Raw genomic sequence first — 22,516 nt, forward strand, 5'->3', positions numbered from 1 at the left:
TCCCGGTATTAATCCGACACGCGGACCCGGTTATTGAATGTCGGAACCATAGGAAATACCGTCACAGACATGAGTTACTTGACATAACTATAACCTTCAACTCGAGGGTTAAGGTTGCAGGCTTCAAGCTCTCCATCAGTTTTCGCAATAAGACACGAACAAGGGACACGTAACGTGGCAGCTCCGCAGAATTACTTGGCCGTCATCAAAGTCGTCGGCATCGGCGGCGGTGGCGTGAACGCAGTCAACCGCATGATCGAGGTCGGCCTCCGAGGTGTTGAATTCATCGCCATCAATACCGACGCCCAGGCCCTGCTGATGAGCGACGCCGACGTCAAGCTGGACGTCGGACGGGAGCTGACCCGTGGCCTTGGGGCAGGTGCAAATCCTGAGGTGGGCAAGCAGGCAGCCGAGGATCACGCGGATGAGATCGAGGAAGTGCTTCGCGGCGCTGACATGGTATTCGTGACCGCCGGTGAAGGCGGCGGAACTGGCACGGGCGGCGCGCCCGTCGTCGCACGGATCGCACGTTCCCTTGGTGCGCTGACCATCGGTGTTGTCACCCGCCCGTTCACATTCGAGGGCCGCCGCCGCGCGGGCTCCGCAGAGGCCGGGATCGACGCCCTCCGCGACGAAGTCGACACCTTGATCGTGATCCCCAACGACCGGCTGCTGTCCATCAGCGACCGGAACGTGTCCGTCCTGGACGCCTTCCGCTCCGCAGACCAGGTGCTGCTCTCCGGTGTCCAGGGCATCACGGACCTCATCACCACCCCCGGCCTCATCAACCTTGACTTCGCTGACGTGAAGTCAGTCATGCAGGGCGCCGGCTCCGCCCTGATGGGCATCGGCTCCGCCCGTGGCGAGGACCGGGCCGTCAAGGCTGCAGAACTGGCCATCGCTTCGCCGTTGCTGGAAGCGTCCATTGACGGCGCCCACGGCGTGCTGCTGTCCATCCAGGGCGGTTCCGACCTTGGCCTGTTTGAAATCAATGAGGCGGCCCGCCTGGTCCAGGAAGTGGCCCATCCCGAAGCCAACATCATCTTTGGCGCCGTCATCGACGACGCCTTGGGCGACGAGGCGCGCGTCACCGTCATCGCTGCCGGGTTCGACGACGTCAAGGCCACCTCGCCGTCCATGGACCAGTCCCAGCCCCAGGCTGCCCCGCAGAGGCCCGCCGCCCCTGCCGCAGCTCCGGCGCAGGCGCCGTCCGCAGGGAACCACCAGGTAAACGTCCAGCCGGTCCACGCAGGTGTGGGCGCGGCAGGGCTCAGCAACTGGGGACAGCAGCGTCCCTCCGCCGTTCCGGCTGACTCCGGCTTTGACGTCGACCTCCCCTCCGTGGTGGAGCCCGACCTCACGGGCAACCACTCGGATGACCTGGATGTCCCCGACTTCCTGAAGTAGGCCCCGGCTTGTTCCATTGGTGTGCCGACATCCTGCCCGGGGTGTCGGCCGCATTTACTGACACCGGTGCTGGAAACCTCGCCCTGCACGTAGGGGACGATCCAGCCCAGGTGGAGTTGCGCCGTGCGGAACTGGAGCAGCGCATCGGCGTGGCCCGGCAGGGCCTGCGGTTCATGAACCAGGTTCACGGCGCCACCGTGGCCGTGATGGAAGCGGACACTCCGGCGCCGAAGGCGGACGCCATGGTGTCCCGTGGGCTGCCATTGGCCGTTATGGTGGCAGACTGCATTCCCGTGCTGCTCGCAGGGGAAGCCGTGGACGGTCCTGTCCTGGCCGCCGTCCATGCCGGACGCCCCGGCATAGCCCACGGTGTGATTCCTGCGGCAGTGGAGAGGATGAAGTCTCTGGGCGCGTCCGGCATCCGGGCGTGGCTGGGACCGTCCATCTGCGGAAACTGCTACGAGGTGCCGGCCGCCCTGCAGGACGAAGTGGCGGCGGCAGTGCCGACCACCAGGAGCACCACCTCATGGGGTACCCCTGGGCTGGATCTTCCAGCCGGTGCGCGGAGCCAGTTGGAGGACGCCGGCGTGGAAGTGGCGTATACCGGCGTCTGCACACTTGAGACGGAGTCCCTCTACTCGTACCGCCGCAACAAGGAAACGGGCCGCTTTGCAGGCCTGGTGTGGTGCCATGAGTGACGTGATTCCGCCCCGCGAAGAACCACTGCACAGCCAGGACCCACGGCTCAGCCGGGACGAACCGGGCAGCGCCGATCCGCGGACTGCTGAACTGGCCGGCCGGCTTGCTGCCGTCCACCGCCGGATTGCTGCCGCGGCAGCATCGGCGGGCCGCCGGGAGCGGTTGCCCAGGCTGATCGTGGTCACCAAGTTCCACCCTGCCGAAGACATCCGCCGCCTCGCCGGGCTTGGCGTGACGGACGTCGGCGAAAACAGGGACCAGGAAGCCGCCGGCAAGGCGGCTGAGCTGGAGGACTGCCGGCTCGCCTGGCACTTTGTGGGCCAGTTGCAAACCAAAAAGGCGAAATCGGTGGTCCGTTATGCCGCCGCCGTTCACTCAGTGGACAGGCCGCAGCTTGTGGACGCCCTGGCAAAGGCAGCAGGGGCTGAGCGCGGGAACACCGGGCGGGCGCCCTTGGACTGTTTCATCCAGGTCAGCCTGGAGGACGACGCCGGGACGCACCGCGGCGGGGCCAGCCCGGCCGACGTCCCGCTGCTGGCGGACCGGATAGCATCTGCAGACGGCCTTCGCCTGGCGGGCGTGATGGCCGTGGCGCCACTCGATGCGCCACCGGAGCCTGCCTTCGAAAAGCTTGCGGGAGTATCGGGGAGGCTCGTAGCCGACCACCCTGCGGCCACCGCCATTTCCGCAGGCATGAGCCAGGACCTCGAAGCAGCGATCATGTTCGGGGCGACACACCTGCGAATCGGTTCCGATATTCTCGGATCACGTCCTGCCGTGGGGTAGCGTCGGTCCTGTTGGAAGTGATGGGCGGGGGACTCCAGTGCTGTCAAGTCATTGGGCGGCCCGCTTACGGGACACGATTAGGAGTCGACCATGGCCGGCGCTCTGCGCAAGACAATGATCTATCTTGGGCTCGCCGACGGCGATGAGCATTACGAGTCCGAGCAACAGACCACACGTAAGGATGAGGACGAAACGATGGAAGCTGACCGCGAGGAGCGCCGTGCACCTGCACCCGTCCGCGAGGTCAGCCGCGAAGCGTCCTACACCCCTGAAGAGGAATACCGCGCCCCAGTGACCCCCATCAAGCGTGCGGCCTCGAGCCGCGAAGAAACCACTGGCCTTCGCCAGATCACCACCATCCACCCACGCTCCTACAACGATGCCAAGCTCATCGGCGAGAGCTTCCGGGACGGTATTCCGGTGATCATGAACGTCACGGACATGGGCGAGGCCGACGCAAAGCGGCTGGTCGACTTTTCCGCGGGGCTCGTGTTCGGCCTGCGGGGGAGCATTGAGCGGGTCACCAACAAGGTATTCCTTCTGTCGCCGTCGTACGTTGAAGTCATCGGCGATGACAAGAAGGTCAGCGATACCCAGGCCAGCTTCTTCAACCAAAGCTGACCATCAGGCAGGATTCGGATGCCAGGCAGGGACACCTGTCTGGCATCTGTGCTGAAATAGACGAGAAGCATCGGCAGGAGCCGCGGCATCCACAATGGACATGGAGATATGAATTAAGTCATGGGAATCGTTTTCGGACTTGTCTATCTCGCGCTCATGCTGTTTTTTGTAGCCCTCATCATCCGCCTGGTTTTCGACTGGGTCCAGATGTTCGCCAGGGAGTGGCGGCCGCGCGGCGTCGCCCTGGTGGCAGCCCATGCCGTGTACTCCATCACCGATCCGCCCCTCAAGGTTTTGCGCCGGGTGATTCCGCCGCTTCGTTTGGGCGGCATCTCCCTTGACCTGGGATTCCTGGTCCTTTTCATCGCCGTCAGCATCGCGATGGGGATCACCCGGGGGCTCGCCTGATTCACCCATTAGACCTAGCAGTGCAGCACTGACCTCCGGGAACAGTTACTGTGAAGCGAAGAAACTCCCGTTTGACACCGCAGTGTTGAATTAGAGTAAGCAGACCAAATTTAGGTACCGTAGTTTTGACGGCCGGAAGGCCTACTGACTAACCAGACCAGTGAGGTGACCAGATGGCTTTGACGCCAGAAGACGTTGTCAACAAGCGCTTTCAGCCGACCAAGTTCCGCGAGGGCTACGACCAGGACGAAGTTGACGACTTCCTGGACGAAATCGTCGTTGAACTCCGCCGCCTGAACCAGGAGAACGACGAGCTTCGGAAGAAGCTTGCCGAAGCAGGATCCAGCGTTCCGGCCAGCGCCGCTGCCGCCCCCGTGGTGGAGAAGGTCCCCGGGCCCGTCAAGGCAGACAAGGACGAGGCACGCGAGAAGGCAGAGGCGGAAGCCAAGGCTGCCGAAGCGAACAAGAAGAAGGACGTCCAGCCGTCCGCACCGGTTGCTGCCGCCCCCGCGGCTCCCAGCCAGGCCGCCGTCGCCACTCCTTCCGCTGAGTCCGCTGCAGGCCTGCTGGCCATGGCCCAGCAGATGCACGACCGCCACGTCGCTGACGGCCAGGCGCTGAAGGACAAGATCATCGCCGAAGCGCAGATCGAAGCCAGCAGCCTTGTCAACGATGCCCAGGAGAAGTCCCGCAAGATCCTCGGTGCCCTGGAACAGCAGCGGTCCGTCCTGGAGCGCAAGGTGGAGCAGCTTCGCGGCTTCGAGCGCGACTACCGCTCACGCCTGAAGGCCTACATCGAAGGCCAGCTGCGCGACCTCGACGCCCGCGGTTCAGTTGCTACGCCAGAAGTGAGCGAAGCCAACTAGTCCGTCAAGCACGTATTCTGAAAGCCGGTGGCTGAGGATTCCTCGGCCACCGGCTTTCGGCATTGCCACCGGTTTTACGAATGAAAGCACCATGACTGACGAACTTGCCGCAGGCGCTGCACGCCCTGTCCCGCCTACGCCGCGCCCACCCCGGGCCGTGCTGCTGTCCCTTTTTGCCGGTTTCGCGGTTTTTGCCTACGTCCTGGACCAGCTGACCAAGTTCTGGGTCACGTCCTCCATGGTGGAAGGCGAGCGGATCCCGGTATTTCCGCCCCTCCTGCACTGGTACTTCATCCGGAACTCCGGGGCAGCATTCTCCATTGGTGAGAATGTCACCTGGGTGTTCTCCATCATCATGGCCGTCGTGGCCGTGGCCATCCTCTTCCAGGTCCGCAAGCTGGGTTCCAAGTGGTGGTCCCTGGCGCTGGGCCTGCTGCTCGGCGGCGCACTGGGCAACCTCACGGACCGGCTCTTCCGGGAACCGTCCTTCGGCATGGGTCACGTGGTGGACTTCATCCAGCTCCCCAATTTTGCAATCTTCAACATCGCCGATTCAGCCGTGGTGTCGGCTGTAGCCATCATCTGCATCCTCACCCTGCGGGGCATCGCCCTGGACGGCACGCGCCTGACCTCTGAACGCAAGGAAAAGTCCGGCGATGCCTGAGCGCTATGTCGTTGCCGAAGAGTACGGCGGAACCCGGGCAGATGCCGGACTTGCCGGAATCCTGGGAATTTCCCGGTCGCTGGCGGCAACCCTGATCGCCGAGGGACACGTGGTGAGCCGGGGCAAAGCCCTGGGCAAGTCCGCCAAGCTGGTTGTTGGGGACGTCCTGCAGGTCAGCATGCCGGAGCGGCGGGACCCGCTGGAAGTCGTGGAGGAAGTTGTGGAAGGCCTGAAGATCCTGCTGGACGACGACGATTTCGTTGTCGTCGACAAACCCGTGGGCGTCGCCGCCCACCCTTCCCCGGGCTGGGTGGGGCCCACCGTGGTCGGCGGCCTTGCCGGCGCCGGATACCGCATCTCCACGTCCGGCTCGCCGGAACGGGCCGGAATCGTCCACCGGCTCGACGTCGGCACGTCCGGTGTGATGGTGGTGGCAAAATCCGAACGGGCTTACACCGCGCTGAAGCGGGCATTCAAGGAGCGGACCGTGGACAAGGTGTACCACGCCGTGGTGCAGGGCCTGCCCGACCCGCTGACGGGAACCATCGACGCACCTATCGGCCGCCACCCGGGCCATGACTGGCGATTTGCCGTCATTGAAGACGGCCGTCCGTCTGTCACGCATTACGAAGTGATCGAGGCATTCGGTAAGGCCAGCCTCGTGGAAGTCCACCTTGAAACCGGACGGACGCACCAGATCCGCGTGCACTTTTCCGCCCTCCGGCACCCTTGCGCAGGCGACCTGACCTATGGCGCCGACCCCCGCCTCGCCGCTACTTTGGGCCTGACCCGGCAGTGGCTGCACGCGCGCGAACTCGGCTTCGACCACCCGGTCACGGGGGAGCCTGTGCGGGTGACGAGCGACTACCCGCAGGACCTGGCATTCGCCCTGGATGTGCTGGGATCGGGCCAGGCCTGACGCAGCCCGCCGCCGCCCAGCACGTAGAATAGTGCGGTGACTTCCAGCAATGATTCGTTTGTCCACCTGCACACCCACACCGAATACTCCATGCTGGATGGAGCAGCCCGCCTGGGAGAGCTGTTCGACGAAACCGAGCGCCTGGGCATGCCGGCACTCGCCACCACCGACCACGGCTACCTGTTCGGCGCCTTCGACTTCTGGCGCAAGGCCACGGACAAGGGCATTAAGCCGATTATTGGCGTAGAGGCCTACGTAACACCCGGCACCGCCCGCACTGACAAGGAACGCGTGCGCTGGGGCGATGAATCCCAGCGCAAGGACGACGTCTCCGGCGGTGGCTCGTACACCCACATGACGCTCCTGAGCTACAACAACGTGGGGATGCGGAACCTGTTCAGGGCCTCCTCCATCGCTTCGCTGGACTCCGTCTTTGGCAAGTGGCCACGGCTGGACCGGGAGCTCCTCAACACCTATTCCGAGGGCCTCATCGCCACCACCGGATGTCCGTCCGGCGAGGTCCAGACGCGGCTCCGCCTCGGCCAGTACCGGGAAGCCCTCGAGGCGGCGGCCGAGTTCCGCGATATCTTCGGCGCGGAAAACTACTTCTGTGAACTGATGGACCACGGCCTGGACATCGAGCGCCGGGTCACGGGCGACCTGCTGCGGCTTGCAAAGGACCTGAACCTCCCGCTGGTGGCCACCAATGACCTCCATTACACGCACGAACACGATGCCAAGGCGCACGAGGCCCTGCTGGCCATCCAGTCCGGATCGACGCTGCTGGAGCCCACCTACGACAACGGTGGCTCGCGTTTTGCCTTCTCCGGAAGCGGCTACTACCTCAAGTCCCCGCGGGAGATGCGGGAGTTGTTCCGGGACCACCCGGACGCCTGTGACAACACCCTGCTCATCGCCGAGCGCTGTGAGGTGTCCTTCAACACTGACGCCAACTACATGCCACGGTTTCCCTGCCCGCCGGGGGAGGACGAGACGTCCTGGCTGGTCAAGGAAGTCGACAAGGGGCTGCAGTACCGTTACCCGGCCGGGATCCCGGACGATGTCCGCAAGCAGGCCGACTATGAGCTCGGAGTCATCACTTCGATGGGCTTCCCCGGCTACTTCCTGGTGGTGGCCGACTTCATCAACTGGGCGAAAAACAACGGCATCCGGGTAGGCCCGGGCCGTGGCTCGGGTGCAGGCTCCATGGTGGCCTACGCCATGCGCATTACCGACCTTGATCCGCTCCGGCACGGCCTGATCTTCGAACGCTTCCTCAACCCGGACCGTGTCTCGATGCCCGACTTCGACGTCGACTTCGATGACCGGCGCCGCTCCGAGGTCATCGACTACGTCACCCGGAAGTACGGTGACGAGCGCGTGGCCATGATCGTCACATACGGCACCATCAAGACCAAGCAGGCCCTCAAGGACTCCTCCCGCGTGCTGGGCTACCCCTTCAGCATGGGCGAGCAGCTCACCAAGGCACTGCCGCCGGCGGTCATGGCCAAGGACATTCCCCTGGCGGACATCCAAAACCCGGAAGCAAAGCGCTACAGCGAGGCCGGTGACTTCCGGCAGCTGATCAGCACCGACCCGGAAGCCGCCAAGGTGTTCGAAACGGCACTCGGCATCGAGGGACTGAAGCGCCAGTGGGGCGTCCACGCCGCCGGCGTGATTATGTCCTCGGACCCCATCATCGACGTCATCCCCATCATGCGCCGTTTCCAGGACGGCCAGGTCATCACGCAGTTCGACTACCCGACGTCCGAGGGCCTTGGCTTGATCAAGATGGACTTCCTGGGCCTCCGGAACCTGACGATCATTTCCGATGCCCTCGAGAACATCAAGATGAACCGCGGAATCGACCTGGACCTCGAAAACCTCGAACTCGATGACGCCGCGTCCTACGAATTGCTGGCACGCGGCGACACCCTGGGCGTCTTCCAGCTCGACGGCGGGCCCATGCGGTCACTGCTCAAGCTCATGAAGCCTGACAACTTCGAAGACATCTCCGCCGTGCTGGCGCTTTATCGGCCCGGTCCCATGGGCGCCAACGCCCACACCGACTATGCGCTCCGGAAGAACGGGATCCAGGAAGTTATCCCGATCCACCCGGAACTCAAGGAACCTCTCTCGGAGATCCTTGGTGGCACCTACGGCCTGATTGTGTACCAGGAACAGGTCATGGCCGTGGCGCAGAAGCTTGCCGGGTACTCCCTGGGCCAGGCCGATATCCTCCGCCGTGCCATGGGTAAAAAGAAGAAGTCCGAGCTGGACAAGCAGTTCGCCGGCTTCTCCCAGGGCATGCAGGACAACGGATACTCGATGGCGGCCGTGAAGACCCTCTGGGACATCCTGCTGCCGTTCTCCGACTACGCCTTCAACAAGGCCCACTCTGCTGCCTATGGAGTTATCTCCTACTGGACCGCGTACCTCAAGGCCCACTACGCCCCGGAATACATGGCCGCGCTGCTCACGTCAGTGGGCGATGACAAGGACAAGTCGGCGATCTACCTGAACGAGTGCCGCCGCATGGGCATTACCGTGCTGCCGCCGGACGTTAATGAGTCCGCGCTGAACTTCACCCCGGTGGGCAACGACATCCGCTTCGGCATGGGCGCCATCCGCAACGTGGGCGTGAACGTAGTGGAAGCCATGGTGGCTGCCCGTGAAAGCGAGGGCGCCTTCACGTCGTTCAAGGACTACCTGATGAAGGTCCCGGCCGTGGTGTGCAACAAGCGCACCGTCGAATCGCTCATCAAGTCGGGCGCTTTTGATTCACTGGGCCATCACCGCCGCGCCCTGGCGATGATCCACGAGGAGGCCATCGACTCCGTCATCACGCTTAAGCGGAACGAAGCGATTGGCCAGTTCGACCTTTTCGCCGGCTTCGAGGAAGCCGAATCCGAGTCCTCGCTCAGCATCGAAATCCCCGACCTGCCGGAGTGGGAGAAGAAGGACAAGCTCTCCTTCGAACGGGACATGCTGGGGTTGTATGTCTCGGACCACCCGCTGCAGGGCCTTGAAGGCGTGCTGAGCCAGCACGCTGAAATGAGCATCACATCTGTGCTGGGCGAGGACGGTCCCCAGGACGGCGCCATCATCACCATCGCCGGCATGATCACGTCACTGAGCCGGCGCATCGCGAAGGCCAGCGGCAACGCCTACGCCCGGGCCGAGGTGGAAGACCTGGGCGGTTCCATGGAAGTGATGTTCTTCGGCCAGGTCTACGGACCCATTGCCTCGGTTCTCGCCGAGGACCTGATCGTGGTGGTCAAGGGGCGCCTGCAGAAGCGTGACGACGGCGCCATCACGCTCAACTGCATGGAGCTTTCCGTTCCCGACCTGAGTGAGGGCCTCAACGGGCCGCTGGTGATCACCATGCCCACCCACAAGGCCACTGAAGCCGTGGTCACGGAGCTGGGCGACGTGCTGCGCACGCACCGCGGGAACTCGGAAGTCCGCCTGCACCTGCAGGGCGACACCAGGACCGAAATCATGGGACTGCCGGTCCACCTGCGGGTGAACCCAAGCCCGTCATTGTTCGGCGACCTGAAAGTACTGCTCGGCCCGGCCTGCCTGGACGCCTGAGGGGCGCAGGGGAGGGGCACCAAACAGCAGCCGACGGCGGGAGCAGGTACCGCCGTCGGCTGCTGCTTGGTTGGGGGAAGACTCTCAGATCTCGTAGTCAAGCGGGACCGGCTGGCTGTATCCGCCGCCGTGGTACAGCAGCGGCGAACCATCCCCGCCCACCTGGCCATCCACCACCTGCACCACCACCACGGCGTTGTTCTCAAAGGACAGGCGCATCTGCACCTCGCCAATGAGCCAGCCTGCCACGTCCTTGAGGACAGGCACGCCGTGCGGTCCCACCTCCCAGTGATCCCCCTCAAAGCGGTTGCTGGTGCCGGCGAAGCGCTGGGCAAGTCCCTGGTTCTCGAGGCCCAGCATATGGACGCCCAGGTAGGTGGTGTTGGCCACCGCAGGCCAGGACCTGGAACTGCGGGCCATGTTGAACGTGAAGCGCGGAGGCTTGGCCGAAAGCGAAGCCACGGATGTTGCCGTAAACCCGAAGGGCTCGTCCTGGTAGTTCACTGTAATGATGGCAACCCCGGCGGCATGGCGGCGGAACATTTCCCGAAACGTCCGCTCGAAAGGCGCGCTATTGTCGGTCACCGGAACTCCTGACAGCTGAATGGCTTCGTGCTTCCTCCAAGCGTATTGTCCGCCGGCCTCCGTGGGGAAACTCCAGACGCACCACGTCACCGGATTGCCGCCCTGAACATTTGTTAAGGTTTGTTGCATGATGAAACTCTCCCGCCGTACTCCGTCACGGCTGCCGTGGACCGTGCTGGCGGTTCCGGCGGTGGCGGGGATTCCCGCAGGCATTCTGTGGTGGCTGCTCGCGCCGGGGGGCCTCAACCTCATTACCAGGGACCAGGCCCTCGGCAGCGGCGGCAACCCTGCGGTCTGGCTTCCGCGTGACCTGACCCTTGCCGGGCTTATGCTCTTCGCCGGCTGCCTGCTGGCCGTGTTCCTGGCCGACAAAAAGCGCTCGGATCCGCAGGCAGCACTGCTGATGGGGCTGGCCGGTGCCCTCGTGGGGAACCTTCTCGCCTGGCAGACAGGCATGCTGGCCGCCCGGTTGTGGGGAGCACCCGTGGATGCATCAGCCAATGCCAGTATCGCTTTTTCGCTGCGCGCCCTGCCGGTGCTGCTGATGTGGCCAGCGGCAACGGCGGTGGCCGTCTTCGTCATGGAACTGCTGCACCTGCTCGGGAAGAAACCCGACGGTGGCGGGCCCGGTTCCCCGCACGCCGCCGGGCAGGCCGGAACCGGTGACTGGGCAGGCCCCGGCGTTTCCGAGCGGGGCACCCGTCCGGCCCCGTAAAATAGCCGGGTGACCATTTCTTCGGAGTTTCCTGCCACGCCCGCCACTGACGCCCTGAACTTTCGCACCGTTGACCTGCGGGGACAGAGCCTTGGCCTCGCGGGCCTCCGGGCAGCCGTGCCGCGGGCCCAGGGCCACACGGTCGCCAGTGCGGAAGAAAAAGTCCTGGAGATCATTTCGGCGGTCCGGGAGCGGGGCTTCGAGGCCCTTGCCGAGCTGGCACTCCGGTTCGACGGCGTCGCCCAGGACCACCCCCGGGTTCCGCAGGAAGCCCTGGCCGCTGCGCTGGACCAGCTGGATCCGGCGGTCAGGGGGGCACTGGAGGAATCCATCAGCCGGGCACGCAGATTCGCTGATGGGCAGCGCCCCCGCAACATCGACGTCGAACTCGGCGACGGCGCAGTAGTCAGCCAGAACTGGGTCCCGGTGGCGCGTGTGGGGCTCTACGTGCCGGGCGGCCTGGCTGTTTACCCGTCCTCCGTGATCATGAACGTGGTTCCCGCCCTGGCAGCGGGCGTGCAGTCCATCGCGCTGGCCTCACCGCCGCAAAAGGAGTTCGGCGGCCTCCCGCACCCCACCATCCTCGCCGCGGCGGCACTGCTGGGAATCAGCGAGGTGTACGCGATCGGTGGAGCACAGGCCATCGCCGCGTTCGCCTACGGCGTTGCAGGAACGGCGGCCGGGCCCGTGCTTGAGCCCGTGGACGTGGTTACGGGCCCGGGCAACATCTTCGTGGCAACGGCCAAGCGCCTGGTGAAAGGCGTGGTCGGCATCGACTCGGAAGCCGGCACCACCGAGATCGCCATCCTGGCTGATTCCTCGGCCCAGCCGGCCCTCGTAGCGGCGGACCTGATCAGCCAGGCCGAACACGACCCCCAGGCCGCCTCGGTGCTCATCACCGATTCCGAGGACCTGGCCGCCGCAGTCCGCGCAGAGCTGGACCGCCAGGCGGCATCCACCAAACACTCGGCCCGGGTCAAGGAAGCCCTGTCCGGGCCGCAGTCGGGCGTGGTGCTGGTGGAGGACCTGGAGCAAGGCATCGCCGCCTGCGACGCGTATGCGGCAGAACACCTTGAGATCATGACGAGGGATGCTGCTGCCGTGGCAGCGCGGATCCGGAACGCCGGGGCCATCTTTGTCGGGGACTACAGCCCCGTCAGCCTGGGCGACTACTGCGCAGGCTCCAACCACGTACTCCCCACCAGCGGTACAGCGGCCTTCTCATCCGGGCTCAACGTCAACACGTTCCTGCGGGCCATCCAGGTGGTCAACTACAGCAGGGCAGCGCTTGAGGAAGTCAGCAGCCACATCGTGAACCTGTCACGCGCGGAGGATCTGCCGGCCCACGGTGACGCGGTGACCGCGCGTTTCCCGGACTCCTGAGCACTACATGTAGTAATTACAGGGTTGTTATTACGCAAGATGTGCCCGTAAACTGGAAGACGCCACGGCGCGGCCTGACTGCGCCGTTCATTGGGAAGTCCCGGCACCGGGACCATGCGAGAGAGGGACGCCATGTACTGTCCGTTCTGCCGCAATCCTGATTCCCGCGTTGTGGACAGCCGCATGGCGGACGACGGCTCGGCCATCCGGCGGCGCCGGCAGTGCCCCGAGTGCGGCCGCCGCTTCACGACCGTTGAAACCACCAGCCTGTCCGTGATCAAGCGTTCCGGCGTGGGCGAGCCCTTCAGCCGAAGCAAAGTGATCAACGGGGTGCGCAAGGCATGCCAGGGACGGCCGGTCAGCGAGGACGACCTGGCGCTGCTGGCGCAGGAAGTTGAAGAGCAGATCCGGTCCTCCGGGGCCGCCGAAATCGACGCCCACGAGGTGGGGCTCGTCATCCTGGGTCCGCTGCAGAAACTGGACAAGGTGGCATACCTGCGCTTTGCCAGCGTTTACCAGGCGTTCGAATCCCTGGAGGACTTCGAAACGGCGATTTCCCTGCTGCGCCACGAGGCCGATGAAGAGGCCAAGGGAACTTCAGCCAAGAGCGCCAAGGGCTCCGAGAAGAGTCCACTGTAATCTCCGGTGGCGGTAGTGGAGGGGAAGCCACAGCCGCCACCGGCACCACTTTTATCGCACGGTTGTTGAAGCGCGGGCTCCGTTACCGGCCACCGGAAACCGGCAGCACCGCGCCGGTAATATAGTCTGCTTCGCCGGACACGAGCCACAGGACTGCAGCGGCCACTTCCTCCGGCTCCGCGCCCCGCCCCATAGGGATGGTCGAGTTAAGCCGTTCCACCCGGTCCGGCATACCCGCCGCAGCATGCAGTCCGGTGTTGGTGCTTCCCGGCGCCACCGCATTGACCCGGATTCCCTGACCGGCCACTTCGGACGCCAGGCCGACGGTCAGGACGTCCACTGCCCCCTTCGAAGCTGCGTAGTGTGCCCAGGTCCCCGGCGAACCTGCCTTGGTGGCTGTCGATGAAATGTTGATGATCGATCCGCCGGGGCCATCGGACAGAGCGCTCAGCTGCCGCACAGCCTCCTGGCAGACAAAGATGGTCCCGCTGATGTTGACATCCATGACCCTGCGCACGTTTTCTGCGGTCATGTCCACGAGACTGCCGATCCGGTTCCCGGTAATGCCGGCGTTGTTCACCACAGCCGCCAGGGGTCCCAGCCCCGAGGCGGCATCAAACAGGGACCGGACCGCGGCAGGATCGCTGACGTCAGCCTGCACGGGGACGGCCGTGCCGCCGTCGTGCTGTATCTCCTGCACCACTGAGGCAGCACCGGCGGCATCAACCGAATAATTGACGACGACGGCATAGCCGTGGCGGGCAGCCAGGCGGGCGACGGCGGCACCTATGCCCCGGCTGGCACCGGTGACCACCATAACCCCGCGCCCGGACGGCATGGGAGTGCGCACCGCCTACTTCGCGAGCTTGTGCTTCAGGGCGATCTCAATGGCGGCGCCCACGATGCCGGCCTCGTTCCGAAGGACAGCCGGTACGATCCGCGTGCGGAGCTTCAGGTTGGGCAGGTACTCGTCAGCCCGCTTGGAGATGCCGCCGCCAACGATGAACAGTTCCGGGGAGAACAGGAACTCCACGTGGGAGAAGTAGCGCTGCAGCAGCACACTGTATTCGTCCCAGGTCAGGCCATCCCGTTCCCGGGCTACCGCGGAGGCCTTGGTTTCCGCGTCGAAACCGTCAATCTCCAGGTGGCCGAGTTCGGCGTTGGGGACAAGCTTTCCGTCAAAGATGAAGGCCGAACCGATGCCGGTTCCGAGGGTGATCACCAGGACGGTTCCGGCAACGCCGGCGCCGGCACCGTAGCGCGCCTCCGCCAGGCCCGCGGCGTCGGCGTCGTTGATGACCTCTACGGGCCTGGCGAGGCGGGCCGTGAGGAGTGCGTCGATGTCGAGGTCCAGCCAGCTCTTGTCCACGTTTGCGGCCGAGTGCACCACGCCATGCTGGATGATGCCCGGGAAGGTCACTCCCACGGGGGAATCGGCGGCAGGAGCCTCAGGGCGGGCCGACAACTCAGCCACCACCAGGGCCACCGCTTCCGCCACAGCTTCGGGCGTGGCCGGCTGCGGGGTAGGCACCCGGAAGCGGTCGCCCAGAAGCTTGCCCTTCTTGAGGTCGACGATGCCGCCCTTGATTCCCGTTCCTCCGATGTCGATGCCGATCAGCGGGGCGTTCTTGTGCGACTTCTCGTCCTTCTTGGCCAATGGGTTTCCGTTCGTGGCAGGTGCGGGCAGGGGAAGGGCGGCCGGTGGCCGGCCCGGATGGATGTCCGGTCAGGAACCGGACATGATGGTCAGTGCATGAAGCTAGGGCAGGGTGAGGATCTCGGCGCCCGTTTCGGTCACCAGCAGCGTGTGCTCAAACTGGGCGGTCCGCTTGCGGTCCCTGGTCACCACGGTCCAGTCGTCGGCCCACATGTCCCATTCGACGGTGCCCAGGGTGAGCATCGGCTCGATGGTGAAGACCATTCCGGCCTCGATGACTGTGTTGTATGCCGGGGCCGCATCGTAGTGCGGGATGATGAGGCCGGTGTGGAAGGCCTCGCCCACGCCGTGTCCGGTGAAGTCGCGGACCACACCGTAGCCGAACCGCTTGGCGTACGACTGGATGGCACGGCCGATGACGTTGATTTCGCGTCCGGGTGCCACGGCTTTGATGGCCCGGTTCAGCGATTCCTGCGTCCGCTCCACCAGCAGGCGGGATTCCTCGTCCACGTCGCCCACCAGGAAGGTGTAGTTGGTGTCGCCGTGGACGCCGTTAATGTAGGCGGTGATGTCGATGTTGATGATGTCGCCGTCCTGGATCACCGTGCTGTCAGGGATGCCGTGGCAGATGACCTCGTTCAGCGAGGAACACAGGGACTTCGGAAAACCCCGGTAGCCGAGGGTGGACGGGTAGGCGTTGTGGTCGAGGAGGAATTCGTGGCCCACTTTGTCCAGCTGGTCCGTGGTGACGCCGGGCTGAATGTGTTTGCCCACCTCCACGATGGCCTGGGCCGCTATTTTTCCGGCGACGCGGATCTTCTCGATGGTCCCGGCGGACTTGACCTCAGAGCCTGTGAACTTCGCGGGCGCGGGCTTGCCGACGTACTCCGGACGGGGGATGGAGACCGGGACAGGACGCTGCGGGCCCACGGTACCGGGGGTGAGGGTGCCGATGGGTGCAGTCGAGGCAAGGGAAGGCATAGATTGATCATATAAGGCACCACAGAACGCCTAACAACCGGAAGCCGCGGAGTACCTGCGTAAGAATTTAAGTTACGCGGATCACGCTGCAGCTTCCCTGTCTGCCGGAACGGGGAGCAACGATGACTGAGTACTGGTACAACATCAAAACCCATGAGGTGGAAGAGGATCGGCTCTCGGACTGGAGCCAGCTGATCGGCCCCTACAAGACCAGGGAAGAAGCCGAACACGCCCTTGAGAAGGTCAGGGCCCGCAACGAGGCCTGGGAAAAGGACGACGACGACGACTGACGGGCCGTGCGCCGGCCCGCCTTTGGTCCGGGCCGGCAGCAAAGTCCGGGCTGGACCCGTGGTTCGGTACCTTTGGTCCGGAACCTTTGCGTGCCGACCTTTGGGCCGGACGCCAGGCTAGAACGAGTGTTCGGGCCCGGGAAACTGTCCTGACCGCACATCGTCGCCGTAGGCCGTGGCAGCGTCCAGGAGGGTGCTGCGCAGGTCCGCGTATTGCTTGACGAACTTGGCCATCCGGCCGCCGCGGAGTCCGGCCATGTCCTGCCAGACGAGTACCTGTCCCGTGGTTTCCTTGCCGGCGCCGATGCCCACGGTGGGAACAGTGACGGCCGCATCCACCGCGGCTGCGGTTTCCGCCGGCACCATTTCCATGAGCACGCAGAACGCGCCGGCGTCTGCCAGTGCAACCGCATCGTCAATCAGCCGCTGGGCGTCACCGCCGCGGCCCTGCACCCGGTATCCACCCAGCGCGTGCTCGCTTTGCGGCGTAAAGCCGATGTGGGCCATGACCGGGATTCCAGCCTGGACCATGGCCCGCACGGTAGGCGCATAGTACGCCCCGCCCTCGATCTTGACGGCGTGCGCCAGGCCTTCCTTGAGGAACCGGACGCCCGCGGACACGGCCTGCTCCGCAGAAACCTCATAGCTGCCAAAGGGCAGGTCGGCCACCACCATGGCGCGTTTGGCGGACCTGGAGACGGCACGGCACAGGGGGAGCAGTTCGTCCACGGTGACCGGAAGGCTGGTTTCGTTGCCGAAGACATTGTTGGAGGCGGAATCACCCACCAGGAGCACCTCAATGCCGGCGGCGTCGAAAATCTCCGCCGTGTACTGTTCGTAGGCCGTCAGCATCGCGAACCTGGTGCCGTCCTTCTTGGCCTGCTGCAGATGGTGGACGCGCACCTTGGCCGGCTTCGTCCCCGAAGTGGGCGTGGCTGCCGGTCCGGGCCCGCTGCCATAGGCGGCGGGGACGTCGGCGGACACGCTTGAGTCAGAGTTGTTGCTTGAAGCCATGGCATGAGCGTAGTGCGGTACCGGCCGTCCTAGCTACCGCCCGCAGCGCCGCGCGCTGGTGATTAGCGTCATAAAGGGGCCCGCCGCTCACCGCAGCAGGGGGCCCCAAACAGCGCGCGCGGGGCCATGATGGGGGTGGAAGGTGTTAACGGTGTGTTACGGGCGGCGCCGGCTCCAGCATCGGCGTCGAATGCTTAGTACAGTGTTTGTGAACTGCTGCCGGCATCCCCCATCCTGCGGACCCCGGAGCATGGACGTTGACCGGAGAAGAGGCCATCATGGACCGCCAGCAAGAGTTTGTCCTGCGCACAATCGAAGAGCGCGACGTACGTTTCGTGCGCCTGTGGTTCACCGACGTCGTGGGTTCGCTCAAGTCTGTGGCCCTGGCGCCCGCCGAGGTTGAAGGCGCCTTCGAAGAAGGGCTCGGTTTCGACGGGTCCGCCATCGAGGGCCTGGCCCGTGTCTTCGAGTCGGACATGCTGGCGCAGCCGGATCCGTCCACCTTCCAGATCCTGCCCTGGCGTGGCGAGACGGAACAGACGTCGCGCATGTTCTGCGACATTCTTACGCCCGACGGCGAGCCCTCCGCCGCAGACCCGCGCAACGTCCTCAAACGGGCCCTGGCCAAGGCTGCGGACATGGGCTTCACCTGCTACACGCACCCGGAGATCGAGTTCTACCTGCTGAAGTCAAAGGAGCTTGGTCCGGACGGTGCACCGGTGCCGGTGGACGAGGGCGGCTACTTCGACCACGTCCCCGGTGGCGTGGCCCAGGATTTCCGCCGCACCGCCGTCACCATGCTGGAGTCCGTGGGCATCTCTGTCGAGTTCAGCCACCACGAGGGTGGACCCGGCCAGAACGAGATCGACCTGCGCTACGCTGATGCCCTGCAGACGGCAGACAACATCATGACCTTCCGCACTGTGATCAAGGAAGTTGCGCTGCAGCAGGGTACCTACGCCACGTTCATGCCAAAGCCGTTCACGGCGCACCCGGGCTCCGGCATGCACACCCACTTTTCCCTCTTTGAGGGCGACACCAACGCCTTCTACGAGGCCGGCGCGGAGTTCCAGCTGTCCAAGACCGCCCGCCAGTTCATCGCAGGCATCCTCAAGCACGCACCGGAATTCACGGCCGTCACCAACCAGTTCGTGAACTCCTACAAGCGGCTCTGGGGCGGCGGCGAAGCACCGAGCTACCTGAGCTGGGGCCACAACAACCGCTCCGCCCTGGTCCGCGTGCCCCTGTACAAGCCCGGCAAGGGCCAGTCGGCCCGGATCGAGTACCGCGGCATCGACTCGGCCGCGAACCCCTACCTGGCCTACGCCGTGCTCCTCGGGGCCGGCCTGAAGGGCATCGAGGAAGGCTACGACCTCCCCGCAGCTGCCGAGGACGACGTCTGGTCGCTGAGCTCGGCCGAACGCCGCGCCATGGGACACGATCCGCTGCCGGCAAGCCTGCACGATGCGATCCGTTCGATGGAAGATTCGGAACTGATGCCCCAGATCCTGGGAGAGCAGGTTTTCGAGCACTTCCTGCGGAACAAGCGTGCGGAATGGCAGGACTACCGGCTGCAGGTGACGCCCTACGAACTGCAGCGCAACCTCGGTATTCTTTAGGCTGCGGGCGTGAGCCTGGCACGCCGCCTCATCGCGGCCGGTTTCAGTGACCTGGAAAAGGGCGAGCGGTTCCTCGCTGCCCCGGAACTGGAAGGGCTTGACCAGGACACGCTGTTCGCCGGGCTGCAGATGGCGGCCAGCCCGGACACCGCCCTCCAGTGCCTGGTCCGTTTGATCGAAAAACATCCCGACCTGCGGACGCTGGCTGCCGCCGACCCGGAAACCAGCGAACCGCTGTACCGGGTGCTGGGCGCATCGGAGGCGCTGGGGGAGTTCCTGATCCGGCATCCCGAGCACCTCGAAGCCCTCAGCGTCCGTGCCAGCCCCGAGCCCCTGCCGGCGGATCCGGCGGAGCTGCGCGCCACCCTCCTGCAGACAGTGGGCGCGGATCCGCGGGCCGCCCGCCCGGTTGCAACTACCACCGGCGCAGAGGCGTACGCAGCGCTGCGCACTGCCTACCGCAGGGGAGTGGTGGACCTTGCCGTCAAGGACCTGTGCGCCGCTGATCCGCTCGACTTCCTGCCCGCTGTGGGCGGGGAACTTGCCGACCTCGCCGGGGCAGCCATCGAGGCGGCCCTGGCGGTATCGCGCGCCGAAGCGGCGGACCAGTACAGCGCCGCCGACGTGGCCAACGTCGGACTGGCTGTCATTGGGATGGGCAAATGCGGGGCCCGGGAGCTGAACTACATCTCCGACGTCGACGTCATCTACGTCGTGGACGGCGGGGACCTGGAGGACACCAAAGCCAACACCATTGGCACAGCCCTGGCCAGCGGCATTTCCCGCGCCATCTCTTCCGTGGCGCGCGAACCCGGCCTCTGGGAAGTGGACGCGAACCTGCGGCCCGAGGGCAAGTCCGGACCCCTGGTACGCACCCTTGCCTCGCACGAGACCTACTACGCGCGCTGGGCTGAAAGCTGGGAATTCCAGGCGCTGCTGAAAGCCCGTACCATCGCCGGCGACGCCGACCTTGGCGGCCGGTACGAAAACGCGGTGGCACCGCTCATTTGGAGTTCCGCGGGCCGCGACGGTTTCGTGGAATCGGTACAGGCGATGCGGCGGCGGGTTACCGAGCACATTCCACCTGCGGAGGAGCAGCGGCAGATCAAGCTGGGGCGCGGCGGACTTCGGGATGTCGAGTTCACGGTCCAGCTGCTGCAGCTGGTGCACGGCAAAGCGGATGAAGCATTGCGGCGGCGGGACACCACCTCCGCTATCGCCGCCCTGTCCGCAGGCGGCTACATAGGCCGGGCAGACGCCGCCGCTTTTGACAATGCCTACCGCTACCTGCGGCTGCTGGAGCACCGGATCCAGCTTTTCCAGCTGCGCAGGACGCACCTCATGCCCGTTGCCGAACCAGCATTGCGGGCGCTGGCCAAAGCAGTCCTGGGCCCATTCTCCAATGAGCGGCCCCACCCTGACGCGCTGCTGGCCGCCTGGCAGAAGACCAAACGCTCGGTCCGTGAACTGCATGAACGCATTTTCTACCGGCCGCTGCTGAACACGGCCGCCAAACTCAGCACCGAGGACGCGAAGCTGTCGCCGGAAGCCGCCCAGGGCCGGCTTGCAGCCCTGGGATACCGCGACCCCCAAGGCGCCATGCGCCATATCGAAGCCCTCACCGCAGGGGTCAGCCGGCGCGCCGCGCTGCAGCGGCAGCTGCTGCCCATCCTCCTGGACTGGCTGGCTGAAGGAGTGGACCCTGACGCCGGGCTGCTCGCATTCCGGCGGGTCAGCGAGGCCTTGGGCACCACCCACTGGTACCTGGGGATGCTGCGGGACTCCAACGCTGCCGCAGAGCGCCTGTGCCATATGCTTTCGAATTCGCGGCTGATTGCCGACCTGCTGGAAGTGTCCCCTGAATCGGTGGCATGGCTGGGCCAGGACAAGGATCTCGTTCCCGTGACGTTCCAGGCGCAGTGGCAGGAAATCACCTCCAAGATGTCCCGCCACGCCGATCCCGGGAGTGCCATGCGTCTTATCCGGCTGATCCGCCGGCGTGAGATCCTGCGGGTGGCGATCGCTGACTCTGCCGGGCTGCTGGACCAGGGCCAGGTAGGTGAAGCCCTGGCCGACACCGACCGGGCAGCCGTCCTGGGTGCCCTTCGGGTGGCGGAAGGCATCGTCTCTGGCAACGGACCGTTGAAAACCGCCGTTCTGGTGGTGGCGATGGGACGCCAGGGCGGCCGCGAGATCGGCTATGGATCGGACGCCGACGTGATGTACGTGCACCGCGCCTTCCCTGGCTTCTCCGAGGAGGAGGCGCAGGATCAGGCGTCCCGGATCGTCGCCAAGATCTCCAGCCTGCTGACCCAGCCGCTGAAGCCGGCCATCATGGCGGAGCGGGTTCTCCAGATGGACGCGGACCTGCGGCCGGAGGGCAAGAGCGGTGCCATGGTGCGGTCCCTGGACTCCTTCGCCGAGTACTACCGCCGCTGGTCGCTCATCTGGGAAGCCCAGGCGCTGCTGCGGGCACGCCCGATGGCCGGTAACGACGACCTGGCCCGGGACTTCCTGGAACTCATCGACGCCATCCGCTATCCGGAATCGGTCTCGGACCAGGATGTCCGGGAAATCCGCAGGATCAAGGCGAGGGTGGAATCCGAAAGACTGCCCCGCGGCGCGGATCCGGCCCGGCACCTCAAACTGGGCCGCGGCGGCCTGAGCGACGTCGAGTGGCTGGTCCAGCTGCTCCAGCTTCAGCACGCAGGCAGGCACCCGGAATTGCGGACCACTTCAACGGTGGCGGCGCTGGAAGCTGCAGCCCGGCTGGACCTGCTGTCGCAGGACGATGCCGAACTCCTGGTCCAGGCGTGGCGGCTGGCCAGCCGGATCAGGTCCGCCAACGTCATTTGGAACGGCAAGGCCTCCGACCTCCTGCCGTCTTCCCGGCGCGACCTCGAAGCGGTGGCCCGATGGTGCGGTTACGAACCGGGGAATGCCGCTGCGCTGGAAGAGGATTACCTCCGTGTCAGCCGGCGGGCCCGTGGCGTCTTTGAACGGGTTTTCTATGGCCAGTAATTTGCTGCGCGTTGACGGAAGCGTCTGGCTCATTTCGCTGCAGGATCTTGATGCTGACGGCCGCGCCATCCAGCTGGGCGCGGCAGCAGGGCTTCAGCTTGCGCCGGGACAGGAAAAATTCGTGGGCGACCCCCTGCGGATGGCCCTTGCCGGGCTGGAGGAGGACTCGCGGTTGCCCTACATTATCGAATCCGGCGGCCGGGCGGTGGGCATGCTGACCCTGCAGAGCGGAGCGGCGCGGCTGGCGGGTTGGCCGGATGACCACAGCGCATGGCTGCTGAGGGGCTTCCTGATCGACCGGCGGCAGCAAGGCAGGGGCCTGGGTGCCCGGGCTGCTGCAACGGCCGTGTCCACCGCCCAAAAACTGACCGCCAGGCACCAGACCGGGGAGGCCGGCGTCGTACTGTCCGTCAACGAAGCAAATCCGGCGGGACTGTCCGCCTACCGCCGCGCCGGATTTGTCGACCATGGCCAATACAACGGAGGTTCGGCAGGGCCGCAACGGACCATGTTCCGGGATTTTGCCCATGCCACGATGAGGTAACATCCGCGGGGTGCCATTGCGCTCAATAAGCGTTTGCCAGACTATGTGGGTGGCGGTGTTCTCCAACCTTGTTGGGGGGAAGGCTCGAACAGTCTTCGTCTCGG

The 22,516-nt window shown here is 65.2% G+C and carries 21 protein-coding genes; 16 read left to right on the plus strand and 5 right to left on the minus strand.

Features of this window, described 5'->3' with window-relative positions; genetic code table 11:
• Positions 1–174 precede the first annotated feature (174 nt).
• The 9 genes from ftsZ to dnaE all read left to right on the plus strand — a co-directional run bounded on the left by ftsZ (position 175) and on the right by dnaE (position 9,964).
• Positions 175–1,407 (plus strand): cell division protein FtsZ, encoded by a 1,233-nt coding sequence (ftsZ, locus tag NXY83_RS08160; RefSeq protein ID WP_258805583.1) that lies wholly within the window; start codon positions 175–177, stop codon positions 1,405–1,407.
• An 8-nt stretch (positions 1,408–1,415) separates the two neighbouring features.
• On the plus strand, positions 1,416–2,105 hold the full coding sequence (locus NXY83_RS08165; RefSeq protein WP_258805584.1) for a polyphenol oxidase family protein: 690 nt from the start codon (positions 1,416–1,418) through the stop codon (positions 2,103–2,105).
• Positions 2,098–2,892, plus strand: a complete 795-nt coding sequence (locus NXY83_RS08170) for a YggS family pyridoxal phosphate-dependent enzyme (protein ID WP_258805585.1) — start codon at positions 2,098–2,100, stop codon at positions 2,890–2,892. The genes NXY83_RS08165 and NXY83_RS08170 overlap by 8 nt, the downstream gene beginning before the upstream one ends.
• 90 nt (positions 2,893–2,982) lie before the next feature.
• Positions 2,983–3,513 carry a cell division protein SepF gene (locus NXY83_RS08175; RefSeq protein ID WP_258805586.1) on the plus strand — a complete coding sequence of 177 codons (531 nt, stop codon included), beginning with the start codon at positions 2,983–2,985 and terminating at the stop codon, positions 3,511–3,513.
• 120 nt (positions 3,514–3,633) lie between these two features.
• Positions 3,634–3,921 carry a YggT family protein gene (locus NXY83_RS08180; RefSeq protein ID WP_258805587.1) on the plus strand — a complete coding sequence of 96 codons (288 nt, stop codon included), beginning with the start codon at positions 3,634–3,636 and terminating at the stop codon, positions 3,919–3,921.
• A gap of 173 nt (positions 3,922–4,094) precedes the next feature.
• Positions 4,095–4,787, plus strand: a complete 693-nt coding sequence (locus tag NXY83_RS08185; protein ID WP_258805588.1) for a DivIVA domain-containing protein — start codon at positions 4,095–4,097, stop codon at positions 4,785–4,787.
• Positions 4,788–4,878: 91 nt separating this feature from the next.
• Positions 4,879–5,451 (plus strand): signal peptidase II, encoded by a 573-nt coding sequence (lspA, locus tag NXY83_RS08190; RefSeq protein WP_258805589.1) that lies wholly within the window; start codon positions 4,879–4,881, stop codon positions 5,449–5,451.
• The gene (locus tag NXY83_RS08195) at positions 5,444–6,370 is read left to right on the plus strand and encodes an RluA family pseudouridine synthase (RefSeq protein ID WP_258805590.1); all 927 of its coding nucleotides are present in this window, start codon (positions 5,444–5,446) and stop codon (positions 6,368–6,370) included. The genes lspA and NXY83_RS08195 overlap by 8 nt, the downstream gene beginning before the upstream one ends.
• Before the next feature lie 36 nt (positions 6,371–6,406).
• Positions 6,407–9,964 carry a DNA polymerase III subunit alpha gene (dnaE, locus tag NXY83_RS08200; RefSeq protein WP_258805591.1) on the plus strand — a complete coding sequence of 1,186 codons (3,558 nt, stop codon included), beginning with the start codon at positions 6,407–6,409 and terminating at the stop codon, positions 9,962–9,964.
• Positions 9,965–10,048: 84 nt separating this feature from the next.
• Here dnaE and NXY83_RS08205 read toward each other — a convergent pair whose 3' ends face one another.
• On the minus strand, positions 10,049–10,549 hold the full coding sequence (locus NXY83_RS08205; RefSeq protein WP_258805592.1) for a flavin reductase family protein: 501 nt from the start codon (positions 10,547–10,549) through the stop codon (positions 10,049–10,051).
• A 127-nt stretch (positions 10,550–10,676) separates the two neighbouring features.
• Here NXY83_RS08205 and NXY83_RS08210 point away from each other — a divergent pair, with 127 nt between their 5' ends.
• From NXY83_RS08210 to nrdR, 3 genes are all read left to right on the plus strand, one after another.
• Positions 10,677–11,264, plus strand: a complete 588-nt coding sequence (locus NXY83_RS08210; RefSeq protein ID WP_258805593.1) for a hypothetical protein — start codon at positions 10,677–10,679, stop codon at positions 11,262–11,264.
• Positions 11,265–11,273: 9 nt separating this feature from the next.
• The gene (gene hisD, locus NXY83_RS08215) at positions 11,274–12,647 is read left to right on the plus strand and encodes a histidinol dehydrogenase (protein WP_258805594.1); all 1,374 of its coding nucleotides are present in this window, start codon (positions 11,274–11,276) and stop codon (positions 12,645–12,647) included.
• A gap of 132 nt (positions 12,648–12,779) precedes the next feature.
• On the plus strand, positions 12,780–13,286 hold the full coding sequence (nrdR, locus tag NXY83_RS08220) for a transcriptional regulator NrdR (RefSeq protein WP_258806111.1): 507 nt from the start codon (positions 12,780–12,782) through the stop codon (positions 13,284–13,286).
• An 82-nt stretch (positions 13,287–13,368) separates the two neighbouring features.
• Here nrdR and NXY83_RS08225 read toward each other — a convergent pair whose 3' ends face one another.
• The 3 genes from NXY83_RS08225 to map all read right to left on the minus strand — a co-directional run bounded on the left by NXY83_RS08225 (position 13,369) and on the right by map (position 15,924).
• Entirely contained in the window at positions 13,369–14,136 is a 768-nt protein-coding gene (locus NXY83_RS08225) for an SDR family oxidoreductase (RefSeq protein WP_309484128.1), read from the minus strand.
• A gap of 3 nt (positions 14,137–14,139) precedes the next feature.
• Positions 14,140–14,943 carry a polyphosphate--glucose phosphotransferase gene (gene ppgK / locus NXY83_RS08230; protein ID WP_258805595.1) on the minus strand — a complete coding sequence of 268 codons (804 nt, stop codon included), beginning with the start codon at positions 14,941–14,943 and terminating at the stop codon, positions 14,140–14,142.
• A gap of 102 nt (positions 14,944–15,045) precedes the next feature.
• Positions 15,046–15,924 (minus strand): type I methionyl aminopeptidase, encoded by an 879-nt coding sequence (map, locus tag NXY83_RS08235; RefSeq protein WP_258805596.1) that lies wholly within the window; start codon positions 15,922–15,924, stop codon positions 15,046–15,048.
• Positions 15,925–16,046: 122 nt separating this feature from the next.
• Between map and NXY83_RS08240 the strand changes: the two genes are divergently transcribed.
• Complete coding sequence (locus tag NXY83_RS08240; RefSeq protein ID WP_258805597.1) at positions 16,047–16,214, plus strand: SPOR domain-containing protein; 168 nt, start codon at positions 16,047–16,049, stop codon at positions 16,212–16,214.
• 117 nt (positions 16,215–16,331) lie between these two features.
• On the opposite strand, the gene panB is transcribed toward NXY83_RS08240, so the two are convergent.
• Complete coding sequence (panB, locus tag NXY83_RS08245; protein WP_258805598.1) at positions 16,332–17,228, minus strand: 3-methyl-2-oxobutanoate hydroxymethyltransferase; 897 nt, start codon at positions 17,226–17,228, stop codon at positions 16,332–16,334.
• A gap of 278 nt (positions 17,229–17,506) precedes the next feature.
• Here panB and glnA point away from each other — a divergent pair, with 278 nt between their 5' ends.
• Genes glnA through NXY83_RS08260 form a run of 3 tightly spaced genes read left to right on the plus strand, consistent with a single transcriptional unit; the run spans position 17,507 to position 22,412 of the window.
• On the plus strand, positions 17,507–18,847 hold the full coding sequence (gene glnA / locus NXY83_RS08250) for a type I glutamate--ammonia ligase (RefSeq protein WP_258805599.1): 1,341 nt from the start codon (positions 17,507–17,509) through the stop codon (positions 18,845–18,847).
• Positions 18,848–18,856: 9 nt separating this feature from the next.
• Positions 18,857–21,868, plus strand: a complete 3,012-nt coding sequence (locus NXY83_RS08255; RefSeq protein WP_258805600.1) for a bifunctional [glutamine synthetase] adenylyltransferase/[glutamine synthetase]-adenylyl-L-tyrosine phosphorylase — start codon at positions 18,857–18,859, stop codon at positions 21,866–21,868.
• Positions 21,858–22,412, plus strand: coding sequence for a GNAT family N-acetyltransferase (locus NXY83_RS08260; protein ID WP_258805601.1), 555 nt, complete (start codon positions 21,858–21,860; stop codon positions 22,410–22,412). The genes NXY83_RS08255 and NXY83_RS08260 overlap by 11 nt, the downstream gene beginning before the upstream one ends.
• Positions 22,413–22,516 lie beyond the last annotated feature (104 nt).

Source organism: Pseudarthrobacter sp. NS4 (assembly GCF_024758005.1).
Taxonomy (GTDB): domain Bacteria; phylum Actinomycetota; class Actinomycetes; order Actinomycetales; family Micrococcaceae; genus Arthrobacter.